The 16,576-nt window shown below is 70.8% G+C and carries 16 protein-coding genes, 1 tRNA gene and 1 pseudogene; 9 read left to right on the top strand and 9 right to left on the bottom strand.

Going from position 1 to position 16,576, the window contains the following annotated elements; all coding sequences use genetic code 11:
- The first annotated feature begins 35 nt into the window (after nucleotides 1–35).
- Entirely contained in the window at nucleotides 36–1,208 is a 1,173-nt protein-coding gene (locus ADK64_RS33810) for a serine hydrolase domain-containing protein (RefSeq protein ID WP_053665420.1), read from the top strand.
- 177 nt (nucleotides 1,209–1,385) lie between these two features.
- On the opposite strand, the gene ADK64_RS33805 is transcribed toward ADK64_RS33810, so the two are convergent.
- Entirely contained in the window at nucleotides 1,386–2,183 is a 798-nt protein-coding gene (locus ADK64_RS33805; protein ID WP_053665418.1) for an inositol monophosphatase family protein, read from the bottom strand.
- A 170-nt stretch (nucleotides 2,184–2,353) separates the two neighbouring features.
- Here ADK64_RS33805 and ADK64_RS33800 point away from each other — a divergent pair, with 170 nt between their 5' ends.
- The gene (locus ADK64_RS33800; protein ID WP_053665416.1) at nucleotides 2,354–2,656 is read left to right on the top strand and encodes a hypothetical protein; all 303 of its coding nucleotides are present in this window, start codon (nucleotides 2,354–2,356) and stop codon (nucleotides 2,654–2,656) included.
- A 62-nt stretch (nucleotides 2,657–2,718) separates the two neighbouring features.
- The gene (locus ADK64_RS33795; protein WP_053665414.1) at nucleotides 2,719–2,997 is read left to right on the top strand and encodes a ribosomal protein L7/L12; all 279 of its coding nucleotides are present in this window, start codon (nucleotides 2,719–2,721) and stop codon (nucleotides 2,995–2,997) included.
- Between the two features lie 6 nt (nucleotides 2,998–3,003).
- Here ADK64_RS33795 and ADK64_RS33790 read toward each other — a convergent pair whose 3' ends face one another.
- Nucleotides 3,004–3,993 (bottom strand): GlxA family transcriptional regulator, encoded by a 990-nt coding sequence (locus tag ADK64_RS33790; protein ID WP_078993007.1) that lies wholly within the window; start codon nucleotides 3,991–3,993, stop codon nucleotides 3,004–3,006.
- Between the two features lie 213 nt (nucleotides 3,994–4,206).
- Between ADK64_RS33790 and ADK64_RS33785 the strand changes: the two genes are divergently transcribed.
- Complete coding sequence (locus tag ADK64_RS33785) at nucleotides 4,207–4,656, top strand: hypothetical protein (RefSeq protein WP_053665412.1); 450 nt, start codon at nucleotides 4,207–4,209, stop codon at nucleotides 4,654–4,656.
- Nucleotides 4,657–4,660: 4 nt separating this feature from the next.
- On the opposite strand, the gene ADK64_RS33780 is transcribed toward ADK64_RS33785, so the two are convergent.
- Nucleotides 4,661–6,151, bottom strand: a complete 1,491-nt coding sequence (locus ADK64_RS33780; protein WP_053665410.1) for an MFS transporter — start codon at nucleotides 6,149–6,151, stop codon at nucleotides 4,661–4,663.
- Nucleotides 6,152–6,186: 35 nt separating this feature from the next.
- Nucleotides 6,187–7,515, bottom strand: a complete 1,329-nt coding sequence (locus tag ADK64_RS33775) for a DUF445 domain-containing protein (protein ID WP_234384807.1) — start codon at nucleotides 7,513–7,515, stop codon at nucleotides 6,187–6,189.
- A 211-nt stretch (nucleotides 7,516–7,726) separates the two neighbouring features.
- Here ADK64_RS33775 and ADK64_RS33770 point away from each other — a divergent pair, with 211 nt between their 5' ends.
- Both ADK64_RS33770 and rdgB read left to right on the top strand, forming a co-directional pair.
- The gene (locus ADK64_RS33770) at nucleotides 7,727–9,061 is read left to right on the top strand and encodes an SGNH/GDSL hydrolase family protein (protein ID WP_053665408.1); all 1,335 of its coding nucleotides are present in this window, start codon (nucleotides 7,727–7,729) and stop codon (nucleotides 9,059–9,061) included.
- A gap of 20 nt (nucleotides 9,062–9,081) precedes the next feature.
- Nucleotides 9,082–9,684, top strand: a complete 603-nt coding sequence (gene rdgB, locus ADK64_RS33765) for an RdgB/HAM1 family non-canonical purine NTP pyrophosphatase (RefSeq protein ID WP_053665406.1) — start codon at nucleotides 9,082–9,084, stop codon at nucleotides 9,682–9,684.
- A gap of 56 nt (nucleotides 9,685–9,740) precedes the next feature.
- On the opposite strand, the gene ADK64_RS33760 is transcribed toward rdgB, so the two are convergent.
- From ADK64_RS33760 to bcp, 4 genes and pseudogenes are all read right to left on the bottom strand, one after another.
- Nucleotides 9,741–9,815: transfer RNA gene (locus ADK64_RS33760), tRNA-Leu, on the bottom strand.
- Between the two features lie 15 nt (nucleotides 9,816–9,830).
- Complete coding sequence (locus tag ADK64_RS33755) at nucleotides 9,831–10,490, bottom strand: HNH endonuclease (protein WP_053665404.1); 660 nt, start codon at nucleotides 10,488–10,490, stop codon at nucleotides 9,831–9,833.
- A pseudogene (locus ADK64_RS43915) lies at nucleotides 10,487–11,147 on the bottom strand (HNH endonuclease signature motif containing protein). Before ADK64_RS43915 ends, ADK64_RS33755 begins: the two are co-directional and overlap by 4 nt.
- A 139-nt stretch (nucleotides 11,148–11,286) precedes the next feature.
- On the bottom strand, nucleotides 11,287–11,754 hold the full coding sequence (bcp, locus tag ADK64_RS33750) for a thioredoxin-dependent thiol peroxidase (protein WP_053665402.1): 468 nt from the start codon (nucleotides 11,752–11,754) through the stop codon (nucleotides 11,287–11,289).
- A gap of 93 nt (nucleotides 11,755–11,847) precedes the next feature.
- Here bcp and ADK64_RS33745 point away from each other — a divergent pair, with 93 nt between their 5' ends.
- The 3 genes from ADK64_RS33745 to sugE all read left to right on the top strand — a co-directional run bounded on the left by ADK64_RS33745 (nucleotide 11,848) and on the right by sugE (nucleotide 13,090).
- Complete coding sequence (locus tag ADK64_RS33745; protein WP_053665400.1) at nucleotides 11,848–12,177, top strand: DUF3618 domain-containing protein; 330 nt, start codon at nucleotides 11,848–11,850, stop codon at nucleotides 12,175–12,177.
- A gap of 100 nt (nucleotides 12,178–12,277) precedes the next feature.
- On the top strand, nucleotides 12,278–12,580 hold the full coding sequence (locus ADK64_RS33740) for a GroES family chaperonin (RefSeq protein ID WP_420713078.1): 303 nt from the start codon (nucleotides 12,278–12,280) through the stop codon (nucleotides 12,578–12,580).
- Between the two features lie 189 nt (nucleotides 12,581–12,769).
- Complete coding sequence (gene sugE, locus ADK64_RS33735) at nucleotides 12,770–13,090, top strand: quaternary ammonium compound efflux SMR transporter SugE (RefSeq protein ID WP_053665396.1); 321 nt, start codon at nucleotides 12,770–12,772, stop codon at nucleotides 13,088–13,090.
- Nucleotides 13,091–13,151: 61 nt separating this feature from the next.
- Here the strand turns inward: sugE and ADK64_RS33730 are convergent, their stop codons facing one another.
- Nucleotides 13,152–16,040 carry a transglycosylase domain-containing protein gene (locus ADK64_RS33730; RefSeq protein ID WP_053665793.1) on the bottom strand — a complete coding sequence of 963 codons (2,889 nt, stop codon included), beginning with the start codon at nucleotides 16,038–16,040 and terminating at the stop codon, nucleotides 13,152–13,154.
- Nucleotides 16,041–16,576 lie beyond the last annotated feature (536 nt).

Below are 16,576 nucleotides of genomic sequence, written 5' to 3'. Positions count from 1 at the left end.
GGTCGAGTCGGCGGTCGAAGTGCCAGGATGAGCCCATGACGACGATCGAGGGTGAAGTCGCGGCCGGATTCGAGAGCGTGCGCGAGGCCTTCGCGGAGAACTTCTCCCGGCGCGGGGACATCGGCGCGGCGGTATGCGTGTACCGGGACGGTCGGCCGGTGGTGGACCTTTGGGGCGGGGTCGCCGATCCGGACACCGATCGTCCATGGGCGGAGGACACCCTTCAACTGGTGTACTCGGCGACGAAGGGAGCGGCTGCGGCAGCTGCTCATCTGCTGGTCCAACGCGGCGCGTTGGACCTGGATGCTCCAGTGGCCGAATACTGGCCGGAGTTCGCTGCGAACGGCAAAGCGGAGGTTCCGGTGCGGGGGCTCCTGTCGCATCAGGCAGGCCTGGTCACTCTGGACCAGCCGGTGCTGTTGACCGAGGCGTTGGCCTGGCATCCGATCGCTGACGCCCTTGCGGCTCAGCGCCCTGTGTGGGCTCCGGGAACCGCACACGGCTATCACGGCCGGACCTGGGGCTGGCTGGTCGGTGAGCTGATCCGTCGTGTGTCCGGCCGAACACCGGGCCGTTTCTTCGCGGACGAGATCGCCGCACCGCTCGGGCTGGACTTCTTCATCGGGTTGCCGACGACTGAACGCGACCGGGTCAGCCGCATGGTGTATCGGAAGCCGGACGTCGACCTCACCGCTCTGCCTCCCGAGTCGATCCCCGATGATCTCCGCGAGCAGGTGGCTGCCTGGCGCGATCCCGACTCTCTGAGCAACAGGGCGTACGCCGTCACGGACCCGGCCGAGATCGACTTCAACTCGCCCGAGGTACAGGCCGCAGAGCTTCCTGCATCGAACGGCATCGGCACCGCACGGGCGTTGGCACGCATGTACGCCGCACTGATCGGGGAGGTCGACGGCATACGCCTTTTCACGCCGGAGACCCTGACGGCAGCGACCACGGAACAGGCTCGTGGAAGGGACCAAGTGATGCTGATACCCAGCCGATTCAGCTCCGGGTACATGCTGCAGACCGAGAACAATCCCATGACCGGCCCGAGCGCCTTCGGACACACCGGTCGAGGCGGGTCGCTCGGTTTCGCCGACCCCGATCACGGCGTCGCTTTCGGGTACGTGGTGAACCACATCATCGGGGGATCCGGCGACGTTCGCGCACAGTCGCTTGTCGACGCCGTGAGCAAGTCGCTGGCGTGATGACCAGTCGGCCTCAGAGGACGAGTTGCCGTCTGCCGTGAGCGCGCCGTGAGGCCGCCCGCTTCTGCGCCAGTGTCGTGCTTCTGCGAGCCGGGCAAAGGGCGCGTCCGCTCCGAGGTTGACCGATGGGCCGACGGAGGAGTGGGCCCGGTCGGGTCGGTCGTCATTCAGGGCGCCTCAGAGGCTACGGCTCGCACGCCACAGCCCCGCCACCTCCCCCGCCACCCCCGGCGCAGACAACAGCAACGGCTCGTCGTAGACCGGAACCTCCGGGAGGGCCACCGCCCCCGCCTCCACCGCGATCAGGTAGGCCGGCAAGCCGTCCACCGCGTGGAATTCGCCGATGGCCGCCGCGGTGGCCCGGCCTGCGGCCACCTGGGCCAGGGAGAGGGCCGTGGAGCCCAGCACGCGGGCCGTGCAGTGGCGGCGGGACAGGGCGGTCAGAAGGGTGTCCAGGCCGGGCCAGTGGGCGTGGGCCGCCCATTCCGTCAGGAAGACGTGGCCGGTGAGGGTGGTGTGGGTGGCCGCCTGGATCCGCGTGCCGTTCAGCTCGGCGCCCCTTCCCCGGATCGCCGTGAAGGTCTCGCCTCGCCACGGGTCGGCCACCAGGCCGAGCAACGGGGTGCCGTCGGCGGCCACCAGGCCCAGGGAGAACGAGCACCAGCCGATGCCGTGGGCGTAGTTCGTGGTGCCGTCCACCGGGTCCACGACCCAGTGCGGGGCGTGCGGCCCGGCCGGTTCCACGACGCCGTACTCCTCGCCCTCCACGCCGTGCGCCGGGAAGGCCGCCCGCAGTACCGAGCGGACGTGCGTCTCGATCGCCTCGTCCGTCCGCGTGACGATGTCCGCCGGGCCCGCCTTCTCGCGTACCCCGCCGCCGTGCGGGCGACGGATCGCCTCCGCTGCCCAGGCGGCCAGCTCGGTCGCGACCGTCAGGGCCTGGTCCAGGTCCACGTCACACACGTCCTGGTTCACGGAGGTTCACCGCCGGGGGTCGGGGTCAGCTCCGAGGCAGGATGCCATGGCCCGGCGAACGGCGAGCGGTCCGCTCGGGGCTGGTGCGCGGCGCCCCGCGGCCCCTCGTTAGCCTCGACCCCAGACAAAAGGCACCAGACAAAAGGCACCAGACAACACAGGAGGCAGTCATGGCCAAGGTTCCCAGTGCGGTCGTCGCCGCCGGCGGGCTCGTCGGTGGGTACGGGGTCGCCCGGTGGACCAAGAAGCGGCCGCTGGGCGGGGCCGTGCTGGCCGTTGCCGGGGTCGCCGCCGCTCAGCAGTGGCGCAAGCAGGCCGGCGGGAAGGCCGCGGGCGCGCTGGGTGCCGCGTACGTCGCCGCGTTCGCCGGGTCCCACCCGCTGGCGAAGAAGATCGGCGCCTGGCCGTCCGTCTTCGGTGTCGCCGGTGCCGTGGCCCTCGCCTCCTGGGCCGTCGCCGACCGCAAGGCCTAGCCGGGCCGAACCAGGCCCGACCTGGCCGAGCTGGCCGACCTGGCACTTCTAAGATCACTGTCATGGACATAGTGGGTTCTCTCGCACTGACCCTGGCCGTGATCGGTGGCATCCTCAGCGCCGAAGGCCGGCTCGTACGGACCGACCGGCGCCTCGCGCGTGTCGAGCGCAAACTCGACCTGCTCATGAAGCACCTGGACCTGCGCGAGGAGCATCCGCGGATGGACGAGGTGGCCGCGCTCGTGCGCGAGGGGAAGAAGATCCACGCGATCAAGGTGTACCGGGAGAGCACGGGTGCCGGCCTGCGGGAGGCCAAGGAGGCCGTCGACCGCCTCGGCTAGGTCCCGTCACCTGGATCCCGTGCCCGGTTCCCGTGCCTGGATCCCGTCGCCCCGCCCCGCTCCGAACGACCTCCGATACGCCTGCGGGCTCGTGCCCACCACCCTCCGGAAGCGTTCGCGGAAGGCCGTCGGGGAGCCGAAGCCCGTCTGGACCGCGATGCGTTCCACCGGGTACGGAGTCGTCTCCAGCAGATGCTGGGCCCGCCGTACCCGGGCGCGGTGCAGCCACTGCAGCGGGGTCGTACCCGTCTGTTCGCGGAAGCGGCGGTTGAGGGTGCGGGTGCTCATGCCCGCCTTGGCCGCGATCTCCTCCAGCGGCAGATCGCGGTCACAGTGGTCCTCCAGCCAGTGCAGCAACGGCTCCAGGGTCGCCCCGGCCGGCGCCGGGGGCAGGTCGTGGACGATGAACTGGGCCTGGCCGCCCTCCCGTTCCAGCGGCATCACGGACGACCGGGCCGCGTGCGCGGCGACGGCCGAGCCGAAGTCCCTGCGGATCATGTGCAGGCACATGTCCAGCGCGGCCGCCGCGCCCGCCGAGGTCAGGAACTGGCCGTTGTCCACGTAGAGGACGTTCGGGTCGACGGTCACCCTCGGGTGCAGCTCCGCCAGCCGGGCGGCCGCGTACCAGTGCGTCGTCGCCCGTAGTCCGTCCAGCAGGCCCGTCGCCGCGAACAGGAACGCGCCCACGCAGATCGACGCGATCCGGGTGCCGTTCGCCGCCGCCGTGCGCAAGCCCTCCGCCACCCCCGGCGGCAGCTCCTCCGGCGGCTCCGCCACGCCCGGCAGGATGATCGTGTCGGCCTCCGCCAGTGCTTCCAGCCCGTAGGGCGCCCGTACCGTGAACGCGCCCGCGCTCACCTCCTCCCCCACCGAGCACACCCGCACCCGGTACGGCACCCGGCCGTCGGGCAGCCGGGCCCGGCCGAAGGTGTCGATGGGGGCGGAGAGGTCGAACGGGATGACTCCGTCCAGCGCCAGTACGGCCACCGTATGCATGGCCAGATCCTAGATCTCCGACGGGTTCGCGCCAACGGCCGCCGACACAGACCAACGGTCAGCGGCCAAGGGCGAAGGGCCGACGGCCGACGGCCGACATCGCGAGGAAGGGATAGTGCACAACGTTCCCTCACTCCCTCTGGCGAGAATCCGTTGATTCCTGGCACTCTCGCCACTTCTCGTCGCCCTCTCCCGCTCCTTACCGTCTCCTCCGTGACCAAGTTCCTCCTCGCCGTCCACGTCCTCGCCGCCATAGTCGCCGTCGGACCCGTGACCGTAGCCGCCAGCCTCTTTCCGCCCGCCGCGCGCCGGGTGCTCGCCGCGCCGGGGGACGAGGGCGCCGCCGGAACGCTGAGCCTGCTCCACCGGATCTGCCGTGTGTACGCCGTCGTCGGCGTCGTCGTCCCGGTCTTCGGGTTCGCCACCGCGAACCAGATGGGCGTGCTCGGCACTGGCTGGCTGATCGCGTCGATCGTGCTGACCGCCCTCGCCGCCGTCGTCCTCGGCGCACTCGTGCTGCCGGGACAGACCGCGCTCGTGGAGGGGCGCGGTACGGCCGCGCAGACCGTCCGGCTGGCCATGGTCACCGGGGTCTTCAATCTGCTGTGGGCCGCCGTGACCGTGCTGATGATCGTGCGGCCCGGTTCCACCACGGGAGCGTGAGCCGTTACGGCTCGTCCGGCACCGCCGTCAGCGGGCGGGCGATGTCCTCCAGGGAGCGGCGTTCGGCCGGTACCGCCAGGAAGGCGGCCACCAGGCCCGCCACGCACATCAGCGTCGCGCCGATCGAGAACGCCAGGGCCGTGTCACCCGCCTTGCCCGTGCCCGTGAGGTCGGCGAAGAGGAGCGGGCCGCTGATGCCGCCGGCCGCCGTACCGAGGGCGTAGAAGAAGGCGATCGACATCGCGCGCGTCTCCATCGGGAAGATCTCCGACACCGTCAGATAGGCGCTCGACGCGCCCGCCGACGCGAAGAACAGCACCGCGCACCAGCACGCCGTCAGCGTGCCCGCGTTCAGCACACCCCGGCCGAACAGCCACGCCGTGCCGAACAGCAGCACGCCCGAGAGCAGATACGTCGAGGAGATCATGACTCGGCGGCCGACCGTGTCGAAGAGCTTGCCCAGCAGCAGCGGGCCGCACAGGTTGCCCACCGCGATCACCGCGAAGTAGTAGCCCGTGCGGTCGGCGGGCACGGCGAAGAACCTGGTCAGGATCGCGCCGAAGCCGAAGGTGATGGCGTTGTACAGGAACGCCTGGCCGATGAAGAGGGAGAAGCCGAGCACCGCCCGTCTGCGGTAGCGGCCGAAGACCGTGCGCGCGATCTCCCCGAACGTCACGCTCTCCCGCTGGCGGATCTCCAGCGTGACCTGCGGCTCGGGCAGTCGTACGCCCCGCTCCGCCTCGATCCGCCGCTCGATGCCGCAGACGATCTCCTCCGCCTCCCGCTCCCTGCCGTGGATCAGCAGCCAGCGCGGGCTTTCCGGGACGTGCCGTCGTACCAGCAGGATCACCAGGGCCAGGACCGCGCCCAGGGCGAAGGTCAGGCGCCAGCCGATGTCCTTCGGGAGGAGGTTCGTGTTCAGCGCGACGATCGAGAGCAGGGAGCCGCCCACCGCGCCCAGCCAGAAGCTGCCGTTGATGATCAGGTCCACCCGGCCGCGGTACTGCGCCGGGATCAGCTCGTCGATCGCGGAGTTGATCGCCGCGTACTCGCCGCCGATGCCGAAGCCGGTCAGGAAGCGGAACAGGAAGAACCACCAGGCCTCCCAGGAGAGGGCCGTCAGGGCTGTCGCCGCCAGATACACCGCCAGGGTGATCATGAAGAGTCTCTTGCGGCCGTAGCGGTCCGTCAGGCGGCCCCAGAAGAGGGCGCCCGAGCAGGCGCCCGCCACGTACAGCGCCGCGGCCACACCCGTGATCTGGCCCGAGGTGATCGAGACACCGCTGCCCGGCTCGGCGAGACGGCCGGCGATGTTGCCGACGATCGTGACCTCCAGGCCGTCCAGGATCCAGACCGTTCCCAGACCGATCACGATCGTCCAGTGCCAGCGGGACCAGGGCAGCCGGTCCAGCCGGGCGGGGACGGCGGTGGTGATGATCCGGCCGCCGCCGGCCCGCGGCGACGGCGGCGGCGAGGGCACCTCGGCTGTGGCCATGGGCACCCTCCTCCGTCCGCCTCACCGCACAGCGATCACGCCCCCAGCGTCCGCGTCACCACATAGATCAGCAGTCCCGCCAGCGACCCCACCACCGTGCCATTGATCCGGATGAACTGCAGGTCGCGGCCGATGTGCGCCTCGATCTTCCGGGTGGTGTGCTCGGCGTCCCAGCCGGCCACGGTATCGGTGATCAGCGAGGTGATCTCCTTGCGGTACGTCGTCACGACGTGCACCGCCGCGCCCTGAACCCAGTTGTCGACCTTCTCCTGCGTCTTCGGCTCGGTCGCCATCCGCGTGCCCAGCGACAGCAGCGCGGCCCGCACCCGCAGCCGCAGCTCGCTGCGCTCGTCCTCGGCCGCCGCCACCATCATCGACCGTACGGCCGTCCAGGCGGACGCGATCAGGTCCTGCACCTCGCCACGGCCCAGCACCTCGCCCTTGAGCCGCTCCACCCGCGCCCGCGTCTCCGTGTCCGACTGCAGGTCGGAGGCGAAGTCGGTCAGGAAGCGGTCCAGGGCGCCGCGCGCCGGGTGGCCGGGCATGTCCCGCATCTCGGTGACGAAGCGCAGCAGTTCCTTGTAGACCCGCTCGCCGACCTTCCGGTCCACGAATCTCGGGGTCCAGCCGGGCGCGCCGCCCTCCACGGCCACCATCACGTCGCCCTGGTGCAGCACCAGCCAGTCGTGCGCGCGGGTCACCACCAGGTCCACCACCCGGCGGTGCCCGCCGTCGGCGACGATTCCCTCCAGCATCTTGCCGAGACCCGGGGCGATCTCCTGGATGTTCGCCCGCCGGGTGACGGCCTCGGTCACGACCGCCTGCACGTCCGAGTCCCGCAGGACCGTCAGCGCGCCGCGCAGCGCCGTCGCCAGCTCCGCCGTCACCCGGTCCGCGTGCTCCGGCTCCGCCAGCCACGCGCCCAGCCGGCTCCCGATGCCGACGGCGCGCAGCCGCTGGCGTACGACGTCCTCGGAGAGGAAGTTCTCGCCGACGAACTCGCCCAGCGAGACGCCCAGCTGGTCCTTCTTGGTGGGGATGATCGCGGTGTGCGGGATGGGCAGGCCCAGGGGGTGCCGGAAGAGCGCGGTGACCGCGAACCAGTCGGCCAGTGCGCCCACCATGCCCGCCTCCGCCGCCGCGGCCACATAACCGGCCCAGGGGCCGGCGCCCTCGTGCGCGGCGAGCTTGGCCAGGACGTAGACCAGCGCCACGAACAGCAGCAGTCCGGTCGCCGTGAGCTTCATCCGCCGCACCCCGCGCCGACGCTCCTCGTCGGCCGGGGTGAAGGCCGTCATGGTGCGGTACGACGCGCCTCGCTGCGGCACGTTCCCTGTCTCCGACTCGGTCTCGGTCGCTTCCATCGGCTCCACCCGTTCCGGTCCACCCGTGCGGCGATCCCGCACACAATTGTCCCTTCCTGACCGACTCCCGGAACGGAACAAGAGTTCCCGGCGTCTGTCAGGAGGGGGGTTCTGGGCAGGGCCCTGACAGCTCTCCCCCGCCCATGACGCATCATGGGCTCAGCCGGACCGGAGCCCCAGGCTCCCCTTTCCCGAGGAGACCAGCTCAAGCGTGACCAAGCGTCGTGGTTATGCGGTACTGACCGCGCTGATCGCGCTGGTCGTGGCGGTGTCCGCCGTCATCTACGGCACGGTGACCGCCGACGGGGGCACCCCGCGCGCCACCGCCGACGACAACCGCCCCCGCCACGACTCCTCCGCCGCCCCCGCCTCGACCGGCACCTGGGTGGGCGCCTGGGCCGCCTCCCCGGTCGGCGGCGAACCCGGCACCGAGACCGCGGGCCTCGCGGGCCGCTCGGTGCGCAACGTCGTCCACGCGAACACCGGCGGCACGACCGCCCGGATCACGCTGTCCAACCTCTACGGCCAGTCGCCGCTGACGCTCACCCACGCCTCGATCGCGCTGTCCACCGGGAACGGGTCGGCCGCGGCCGACCCGCGGACGATGCGGCGCCTCACCTTCGACGGCGCCACCAGCGTGGTCATACCCGCCGGCGGACAGGTCGTCAGCGACGCCGCGCGCCTCGCCGTGCCGGACGACAGCGACGTCCTGGTCACCACCTACACCCCCACTCCCTCGGGCCCGGTCACCTACCACCCGCACGCCCGGCAGATCTCGTACGTCGCCACCGGTGACCGCACCGAGGACGCGACCGGCACGCCGTACACCGAACAGACGCCGTACTGGCGCTACTTGACGGCCCTCGACGTACTCGGCAACGAGGCCGACGGCACGGTCGTCGTCTTCGGCGACTCCATCACCGACGGCATCACCTCCACCACCGGCGCCAACCACCGCTGGCCGGACCGTCTCGCGGACCGCCTGCGCAGCGCGCTGCGGGAGGGGCGGCGACTGCCGCGCTACAGCGTCGTGAACGAGGGCATCAGCGGCAACCAGGTCCTCGCGAGCGGGCTCGGACGCCCCGCCGAGAACGAGAGCGGCCTCGGCCGCTTCGCCCGCGACGCGCTCTCCCGTACGAACGCCAAGGTCGTCGTCATCGACCTCGGCGTCAACGACATCCTGCGCAACCCCCGCCTCGCCGACCCGAACCAGATCATCACCGGCCTGCGCACCCTGGTCGCACAGGCCCACGCCCGCGGCCTGAAGGTCGTCGGCGCCACCCTGACGCCCTTCAAGGGCCACCGTGGCTACACGTCGGCGCGCGAGGCGGTCCGCCGGCAGATCAACGCCCAGATCCGCTCCGGCACGGTCTACGACGCAGTGGTCGACTTCGACAAGGCCCTCCGCGACCCGTACGACCCCCGCCGCCTGCGCCCCGACTACGACTCCGGCGACCACCTCCACCCCAGCGACCGGGGCTTCGAGCGGATGGCCGAGGTCTTCGACCTGAACGCACTGACGGGCGGGGGGAAGGCGGAGCTTTAGCAGGGGGAATACTGGCGGGCATGACCCGCTTGATCCTCGCCACCCGTAACGCCGGAAAGATCACCGAGCTGAGGGCGATCCTCGCCGACGCCGGACTGCCCCACGAACTCGTCGGTGCCGACGCCTACCCGCAGGTGCCGGACGTCAAGGAGACCGGTGTGACCTTCGCCGAGAACGCGCTGCTCAAGGCGCACGCGCTCGCGCAGGCCACCGGGCTGCCGGCCGTGGCCGACGACTCCGGCCTCTGCGTCGACGTCCTGAACGGCGCCCCCGGCATCTTCTCCGCCCGCTGGGCGGGCCGGCACGGCGACGACAAGGCCAACCTCGATCTCCTGCTCGCCCAGATCTCCGACATCGCGGAAGAGCACCGGGGGGCACACTTCGCGTGCGCTGCCGCCCTGGCCCTGCCGGACGGCACCGAGCGCGTGGTGGAGGGGCAGTTGCGAGGCGTCCTGCGGCACGCACCCGCCGGTACCAACGGGTTCGGGTACGACCCGGTCCTCCAGCCGGAGGGCGACACCCGGACCTGCGCCGAGCTGAGCCCCGAGGAGAAGAACGCCATCAGCCACCGGGGGAAGGCGTTCCGGGCGCTGGTGCCGGTGGTGCGGGAGCTGTTGGGCTGAGCCTTACGGAGCGGCGCCGCATCTTCGATTCCAAGGTGCGGCGCCTTCTTTCCACGTGGGCCCGGTGGGACTCGAACCCACGACACACCGGACCTAAACCGGCGCCCTCTAGCCAGCTGGGGTACGGGCCCTCAGCCGTGCCTACTCTACTGGTTGCGCCGAGCCGCTCGTGGCCCTCCTCGACACCAGGTGCTCGTGATCGCGTGGCAGTTGGGGCAGAGCAGCCGGAGGTTCTCTCGCCGGTTGTCCCGCCAGTCCCCGTTGATGTGGTCGACTTCCAGCGTCATGGGTTTCCCCAGCCAGTCGGGGCCAACGCCGTATCTGCCGCACTGCTCAGGTACGCCCACTTCACCGAGGGCACGCCGGAGGCGCTCGGTTGCGATCCGGTGTCCGCCGTGGTGCCGCACCAGGACGTCTTCCGGCCGCTTGGCATTCGAAGCCGTCTTCCCTCGCTGATGTCCTTTCCCGAGAAAGTGGACGGTGTCGAGGCGGTCATCGGCGATCCGATTGCGAAGCATCGTGCGCTGGCTGCCGTTGTTCGCACGTCCGAGGCGGCGAAGCACCTCGGTGAAGGAGGCCGACTCACCGACCACCGCCCGCAGCTCGTCCGGAGTGGGGCGCGTCTGCCTGCCGGTGGGCGAGAAGTGCGAGATGTCGATGCGGAAGTGGGCGAATCGCTTCAGGAGGTATCCCCGCAAGTTGCCGTACGGCTGGGTACCGAAGAAGTCGATGACCTGGTCAAGGTTGGAGCAATGTGCGGCAGCCTCGGCCAACCGGTCGCGGGTGTACCGCACGACGCTGCTCATACGATGCTCTCCCGAGCACGTCCCCTGCCGCGTCCTCGGTAAGTGTCCGTTGTCGAGTGACAGTTTGGGCAGAGAAACCGAAGGTTCTCGACGCGGTTGTTCCGCCAGTTGCCGTCGACGTGGTCGACCTCCAATGCGAGCGGTTCACCGAGCCACACCGACTCGATCCCGCACAGGGCACGGCGCTCCTCCACGCCCAGCTCCTTCATAGCCCTCTTGAGCCGCCGGCTCGGGATGCGTGAAGCGTGCGCCGATGTGTCCTCGCCGAGGATCTCCGCAGGGGTGCGGCGGCGTGGTTGTACCTCATCCGCTCAGTTCGGACCGCAGGCGTGAAGTGCGCGGTGTCGATTCCGTACGCCTTGATTCGCCGGGCGATGTTGGCCTGGTGACCGCCCACGGAGTCGAGTCCGAGTTGGCGCACCACCTCATTGACGCTTACGGATGCTGCCACCACTGGTTCAAGAATCGCGCGCGTCCACTTCGCCCCCTCTCGCTCGAAGTGCGACGTATCCACCCCGAGCTTCCTCATCCGCCGCCTGATGTAGTCACGCTTCGAACACCTCGGATCCACTCCCAGCCTCTCCAACGCCTCTGACAACGTCCGCGCCCCGCGAGCCGCCTCTTGCAGCCCTCCCTGGTGTATGCGCCGGCCCCCATGCGAGCCCCCTCCGATCCGATCGCGCGTTTGCGACCCGCACGGAGTAACGAACCGTTTGTCGGACAGTCACGCCCGGAAAAGAGGAAGCGACCCGCACCAGGTCAACCAGTGCGAGCCGCCAGCAGCAGATGAGGGCCGTCAGATGCCCAGATCCTTGATGATCTTGGCCACGTGGCCGGTGGCGCGGACGTTGTACAGGGCCCGCTCCACCTTGCCCTCTTCGTCCACGACGATCGTGGAGCGGATGACGCCCAGGTACGTCTTGCCGTAGTTCATCTTCTCGCCGAAGGCGCCGTAGGCGTCGAGGACCTTCTTGTCGGGGTCGGCGAGGAGGGTGACCCGCAGGGACTCCTGCTCGCGGAACTTCGCCAGTTTCTCGGGCTTGTCCGGGCTGATGCCGATGACGTCGTAGCCCGCGCCGGCCAGGACCTCCAGGTTGTCCGTGAAGTCGCAGGCCTGCTTGGTGCAGCCGGGGGTCAGGGCGGCCGGGTAGAAGTAGACGATGACCTTGCGGCCCTTGTGGGACGAAAGGGAGACGTCGTTGCCGTCGGCGTCCGGGAGGGTGAAGGCGGGGGCCACGTCCCCCGGCTGGAGTCGCTCGCTCATCGGGCCAGCGTAACCGGGGGGCCTTGCGGTGCGGCGCGGCGCGGAGCTGACAGACTGTTCGGGACAGCATCACCAGACTTCGGAGGCCGTACGGTGGCGGACACGTCGGACACCAGAACCCCGGCGCAGATCGAGGCGGACATCAAGCGCCGCCGCGAAGTGCTGGCCGAGACGCTCGACGAGATCGGCGTGCGGGTGCATCCGCAGACGATCATCGGGGATGCGAAGGCCAAGGTCGTCGCCAATCTCGATCACACCGTCGGGCGTGCGTATGTGCAGGTCAACCGGGCGGTCAGTGAGGTGCGCGCGCAGTTCGTCGATGACGAGGGCGCGCCCCGGCTCGAGCGGATCGTGCCTGTCGCGCTGCTCGCCGTCGGTGTTGTCGGGCTGCTCACCCTGAGCAGTCGGCGGCGCAGGGGCTGACCCGGACGCGGACGGGCGGGACGAAGGCAGGTAGGTTCGAGGCGTGAGCGTCAACAGAAACGAGCAGAGCACCCCTCAACACGACAAGCTGCCCATCCGGATGCTGCACGACCGGGTTCTGGTCAAGCAGGACGCCGGTGAGGGCGAGCGTCGGTCGGGCGGCGGCATTCTGATTCCCGCCACCGCGGCGGTCGGCCGGCGGCTGGCCTGGGCGGCGGTCGTCGCCGTCGGGCAGAACGTACGGACCGTGGAGCCGGGTGACCGGGTCCTGTTCGACCCTGAGGACCGGGCCGAGGTCGAGGTACGGGGTGTGGCGTACGTGCTCATGCGCGAGCGCGATCTGCACGCGGTGGCCGCGGACCGGTTCGAGGGGTCCGAGGACTCCACCGGGCTGTACCTCTAGATCAACGGCCGAAGGGGCTGGTGACCACGGTCACCGGCCCCTTTGTCTTTTCTTTGCTAGATTCGAAAGGGTCAGCCCGACGAGACGCGCCGTACCGGGATCCCCGACCCTCAGGAAAAGCACCAGAGGAAAAGCACCAGGAAAAGACGACGCACCCCCGTTCAGAGATTCCTTCCGGAGGTGCCTGTCATGGCCTGGGTTCTGCTCGTCGTCGCCGGTCTGCTCGAAGTGGGCTGGTCGATCGGGATGAAGTACACCGAGGGGTTCACCCGGCTGGTTCCGAGTGTGCTCACGGGTGCCGGGATCGTCGCGAGCATGGTCCTGCTGTCGTACGCCGCGAAGTCCCTGCCCATCGGTACCGCCTACGGCGTGTGGGTGGGCATCGGGGCGGCCGGTGCGGCGGTGCTCGGCATGGTGGTGCTGGGTGAGCCGGTCACCGCCGCCCGGATCTTCTTCGTCTGTCTGCTGCTGGTCGCCGTCGTGGGACTGAAGGCGACCAGCGGCCACTAGGTCACCTGGTCACCTGGTCACCTGGTCACCTGGTCACCTGGTCCCGGGCGTACGGGCGGGCTCAGGTGCCGGGGGCGCCTCCGGCACCGGCGGCCGTGCCCGTCGTATCGCCGCCGGTCGCGTCGCCGCCTCCGGGGGTGCCGCCGCCGGTCGTCGGGTCCCCGCCGGTCGCATCGCCGCCGGTGGCCGGGTCCCCGCCCGTGGTGCCACCGCCTGTGGTGGCGCCGCCCGTCGTGGTGGGGCCGCCGCCGGTCGTCGTGCCGCCGCCGGTGGTATTCGTACCCCCGCCGGTCGTCGCTCCGCCGTCGGTGGGCGTGCCGGTGGCGCCGCCGGCCGGGCTGGCGCTCGTGCCGCCGCCGGTCGGGCTGGCCGTCGTACCGCCGTTGTTCTGGTCCCCGGTCGTGCCCGGCGGGGTCGAGGAGTTGTCGCTGGGCGGCTGCGGCTGGTCGGCACCCTGCTGGAGCTGGAGGTCGAAGTCGGAGGCCGGGGTGCCCGCGAGCGCGTCGTGCGTGTACTGGGCCCAGATCTGGGTCGGCGGGCCGCCGCCGTTCATGCGGGCCACGCCGAGGGCGCCGTACAGCGGCTGGTGCTTGGCGGTCACCGGGTCCTGGCCCATCACGGAGACCACCGTGGCCAGGTCGGGGGTGTAGCCCGCGAACCAGGCGGCGGTGTCGCTCTCGGCGGTGCCGGTCTTGCCGGCCGCCGGGCGGCCCGCGGCCTGCGCGGCGGTGGCGGTGCCGTTGTCGACCACGCTCTGCAGCATGGACGTGGTGGTGTCGGCGGCCTCCCGGCTGACGACCTGCTTGACCGGCTGCCCGGGCAGCTTGACCTCGTCGGTGCCGTCCTTGGTGAGCTTCTTGACCAGCGTGTACTGGCCGTGCTTGCCGTGGTTGGCGAGCGTCGCGTATCCCTCCGCCATGTCCAGCACGCTGGCGGTGGCGGTGCCGAGGGCGATGGATGGGTACGGCTGGAGGTCCGGGGTGTCGGAGGGGATGCCGAGGTCGATCGCGGTCTGCTTGACCTTGGTGGGGCCGACGTCGACGGCCATCTGCGCGTAGACCGCGTTCACGGACAGGTCCGTCGCCTTGGTGACGTTGATCTGGCCGTACGACTTCTGGTCCTCGTTCTCCGGGGCGTAGGTGCCGCCGCTCCAGCCCTGTACGGGCCGCTGGTTGGTGCCGTCGTACATCGTGTTCGGCGTGATGGGGCTGCCGTCCTGGGTGGCCGAGCCGTTCTGCACCGCGGAGGTGAAGACGAACGGCTTGAACGTCGAGCCGACCTGGAAGTCACCCCGGGTCGCGCCGTTGGTGTACTGCTTCACGTAGTCGATGCCGCCGTACATCGCGACGACGTCGCCGGTCTTCGGGTCGACGGAGGCGCCGCCCGCGCGGACGTAGGAGTCGGCCTTGTTGTTCTTCTTGTCCAGCTTGGAGATCAGCTGGTCGTTCACCGCCTTGACGAAGGCGTCCTGCTTGCCCTTCTGGATGGTGGTGGTGATGCGGTAGCCGCCGGCCTCCAACTGGTCCGTGGTGACGATCTTGTTGGTGACCAGGTAGTGCCGGACCGCCTCGACGAGGTAGCCGCGCTGACCGGACAGGCCCGTGGAGAGCGTCTGCTCCTTGGGCATGGGGAACTTCATGCCGGCGCGGTCGGCCTGGCTGAGCCAGCCCTTCTTGACCATGCCGTCCAGGACGTAGTTCCAGCGGGCGACGGCGGCTGCCTTGTTCTCGGGGTGGGCGATGACGTCGTACTCGCTGGGCGCGTTGACGAGCGCGGCGAGGTAGGCGGCGCGGGCCGGGTCGAGGCCGGCGGCGTCCTTGCCGTAGTAGGCCTGGGCGGCGGCCTGGATGCCGTAGGCGCTGCGGCCGAAGTAGCTGGTGTTGAGGTAGCCCTCGAGGATCTCGTCCTTGGACTTCTCGCGGTCCAGCTTGATCGCGATGAAGAACTCCTTGGCCTTGCGGGTGAGCGTCTGCTCCTGGCCCAGGTAGTAGTTCTTCACGTACTGCTGGGTGATCGTCGAGCCGGACTGGGTGCCCTTGCCGGTCGCGGTGTTCCAGCCGGCGCGCAGCATCGCCTTGGGGTCGACGGCCGACTCGCTGTAGAAGTCGCGGTCCTCCGCGGCCAGTACGGCGTGCTGGGCGGCCTTGGAGACCTGGGCGAGGCTGACGTTCTCCCGGTTGACCTGGCTGTCGCGGGTGTCACGGGCGATCTGGGAGCCGTCGGCGTACAGGTAGACGTTGGCCTGCTTGGTCGCGAGGGCGTTGGCGGGCGGGATGTTGACCATCGAGTAGCCGAGGAAGAACAGCCCGATGACCAGCAGCAGACCGAAGAGGACGGTGCCGAGCACCATGCGCCAGGTGGGGATGATCCGCCGCCACCCGGTCCGCTTGGGCCGCTTCGGCTTCTTGCCCTTCCCCTTGCCGCCGCCCCCGTCACCGGGACCGCCGGAGGAACCCCCGTCGGCCGCGGCGAGGAGAGCGGTGGCGTCCTCGGAGGAGTTGCCGCCGGGGGCCTGTCCGGAGGCCTGTCCGGAGGCCTGTCCGGAGGGGTTGGCGGCGGGACCGGTGCGGACGGGTCCGGTGCGGGGGCCGGCGGCGGGGCCTCGGGTGCCTGCGCCTGCGGTGGCTGCGGCGCCCGCGCCCGCCGGGGATGCCTGGGCGGCGGCGCCCGCCGCCGCGGCCGCACCGGCGGCGCCGAGCGCTCCGGCCGTCCGGGCGGCTCGGGGTGCGGTGCCGGGGGTGTTCGTACGAGGGGCACGGCCGGCGGCGTTCGACTCGGTGGCCGCCGTCCCGGCCGGGTCGCCGGGCTCGCCCTTGCGGGGTGCGCCGACCCGCCGCAGGACCTGGGTGGTCTCCGGCGCCGACGTCTCACCGGGGCCCTGACCTGCCCCGGCCGACGCGTCCGACCGCTCGTCCTTCGGTGCCCGGGGCGCGGTGACCCGCCGCAGCACCTGTGTGCTCTCGGCCGACTGGGGCTTGTGGGAGGCGGAGGCAGAAGCTCCGGAGGCCCGCGAGGCGTCATCGGAGGCCGGGGCGTCCTCGGAGGCGGCGGCCTTCCGGGCCGCCGGGGCCCCGCCGGACCCCGAAGCCGTGCCGGCTCCGGACGCCGTCGCCCCCTCCTGCTCCGTACGCCCCCCTCGGGCCGCCTGGCGGGCCCGGGCCATCGAGGCCGTCCGGTCCGGGGCGGAGTCGTCCTGGGCCGCCGTCGGCTCACCCGTTCGGCCGATCCCGCCCCGCTCGGACCGTTCGGCCCGCTCGGACCCCGCCTGACCTTCCTGCTCTGCCCCCTCGGCCGGTTCGCTCGTCCCCTTGCCCGGGGCGGTGGGCCCTTCAGCCGGCAGCGGCTTTTCCGGCGCCACGCCTTCGTTCGGCTGCTGCGGCTGCGGCTCGTCGCTCATGTCGTGCACGGACTCCTGTTTCGCGTCGTACGTTCCCGTACGCCTCGTACGCCTTCTGCGCCCCCAGTTTGAAGACTCTCGCACCTGGC

Source organism: Streptomyces sp. MMG1121 (genome assembly GCF_001280015.1).
Classification (GTDB): domain Bacteria; phylum Actinomycetota; class Actinomycetes; order Streptomycetales; family Streptomycetaceae; genus Streptomyces.
This window is presented reverse-complemented; position numbering and strand designations above follow the sequence as displayed.

Coding starts and splice junctions, on each gene's coding strand:
- ADK64_RS33810 (WP_053665420.1), top strand. CDS start 36: ATGACGACGATCGAGGGTGAAGTCGCGGCCGGATTCGAGAGCGTGCGC.
- ADK64_RS33800 (WP_053665416.1), top strand. CDS start 2,354: ATGGCCAAGGTTCCCAGTGCGGTCGTCGCCGCCGGCGGGCTCGTCGGT.
- ADK64_RS33795 (WP_053665414.1), top strand. CDS start 2,719: ATGGACATAGTGGGTTCTCTCGCACTGACCCTGGCCGTGATCGGTGGC.
- ADK64_RS33790 (WP_078993007.1), bottom strand. CDS start 3,993: ATGCATACGGTGGCCGTACTGGCGCTGGACGGAGTCATCCCGTTCGAC.
- ADK64_RS33780 (WP_053665410.1), bottom strand. CDS start 6,151: ATGGCCACAGCCGAGGTGCCCTCGCCGCCGCCGTCGCCGCGGGCCGGC.
- ADK64_RS33775 (WP_234384807.1), bottom strand. CDS start 7,515: ATGGAAGCGACCGAGACCGAGTCGGAGACAGGGAACGTGCCGCAGCGA.
- rdgB (WP_053665406.1), top strand. CDS start 9,082: ATGACCCGCTTGATCCTCGCCACCCGTAACGCCGGAAAGATCACCGAG.
- ADK64_RS33755 (WP_053665404.1), bottom strand. CDS start 10,490: ATGAGCAGCGTCGTGCGGTACACCCGCGACCGGTTGGCCGAGGCTGCC.
- bcp (WP_053665402.1), bottom strand. CDS start 11,754: ATGAGCGAGCGACTCCAGCCGGGGGACGTGGCCCCCGCCTTCACCCTC.
- ADK64_RS33740 (WP_420713078.1), top strand. CDS start 12,278: ATGCTGCACGACCGGGTTCTGGTCAAGCAGGACGCCGGTGAGGGCGAG.
- sugE (WP_053665396.1), top strand. CDS start 12,770: ATGGCCTGGGTTCTGCTCGTCGTCGCCGGTCTGCTCGAAGTGGGCTGG.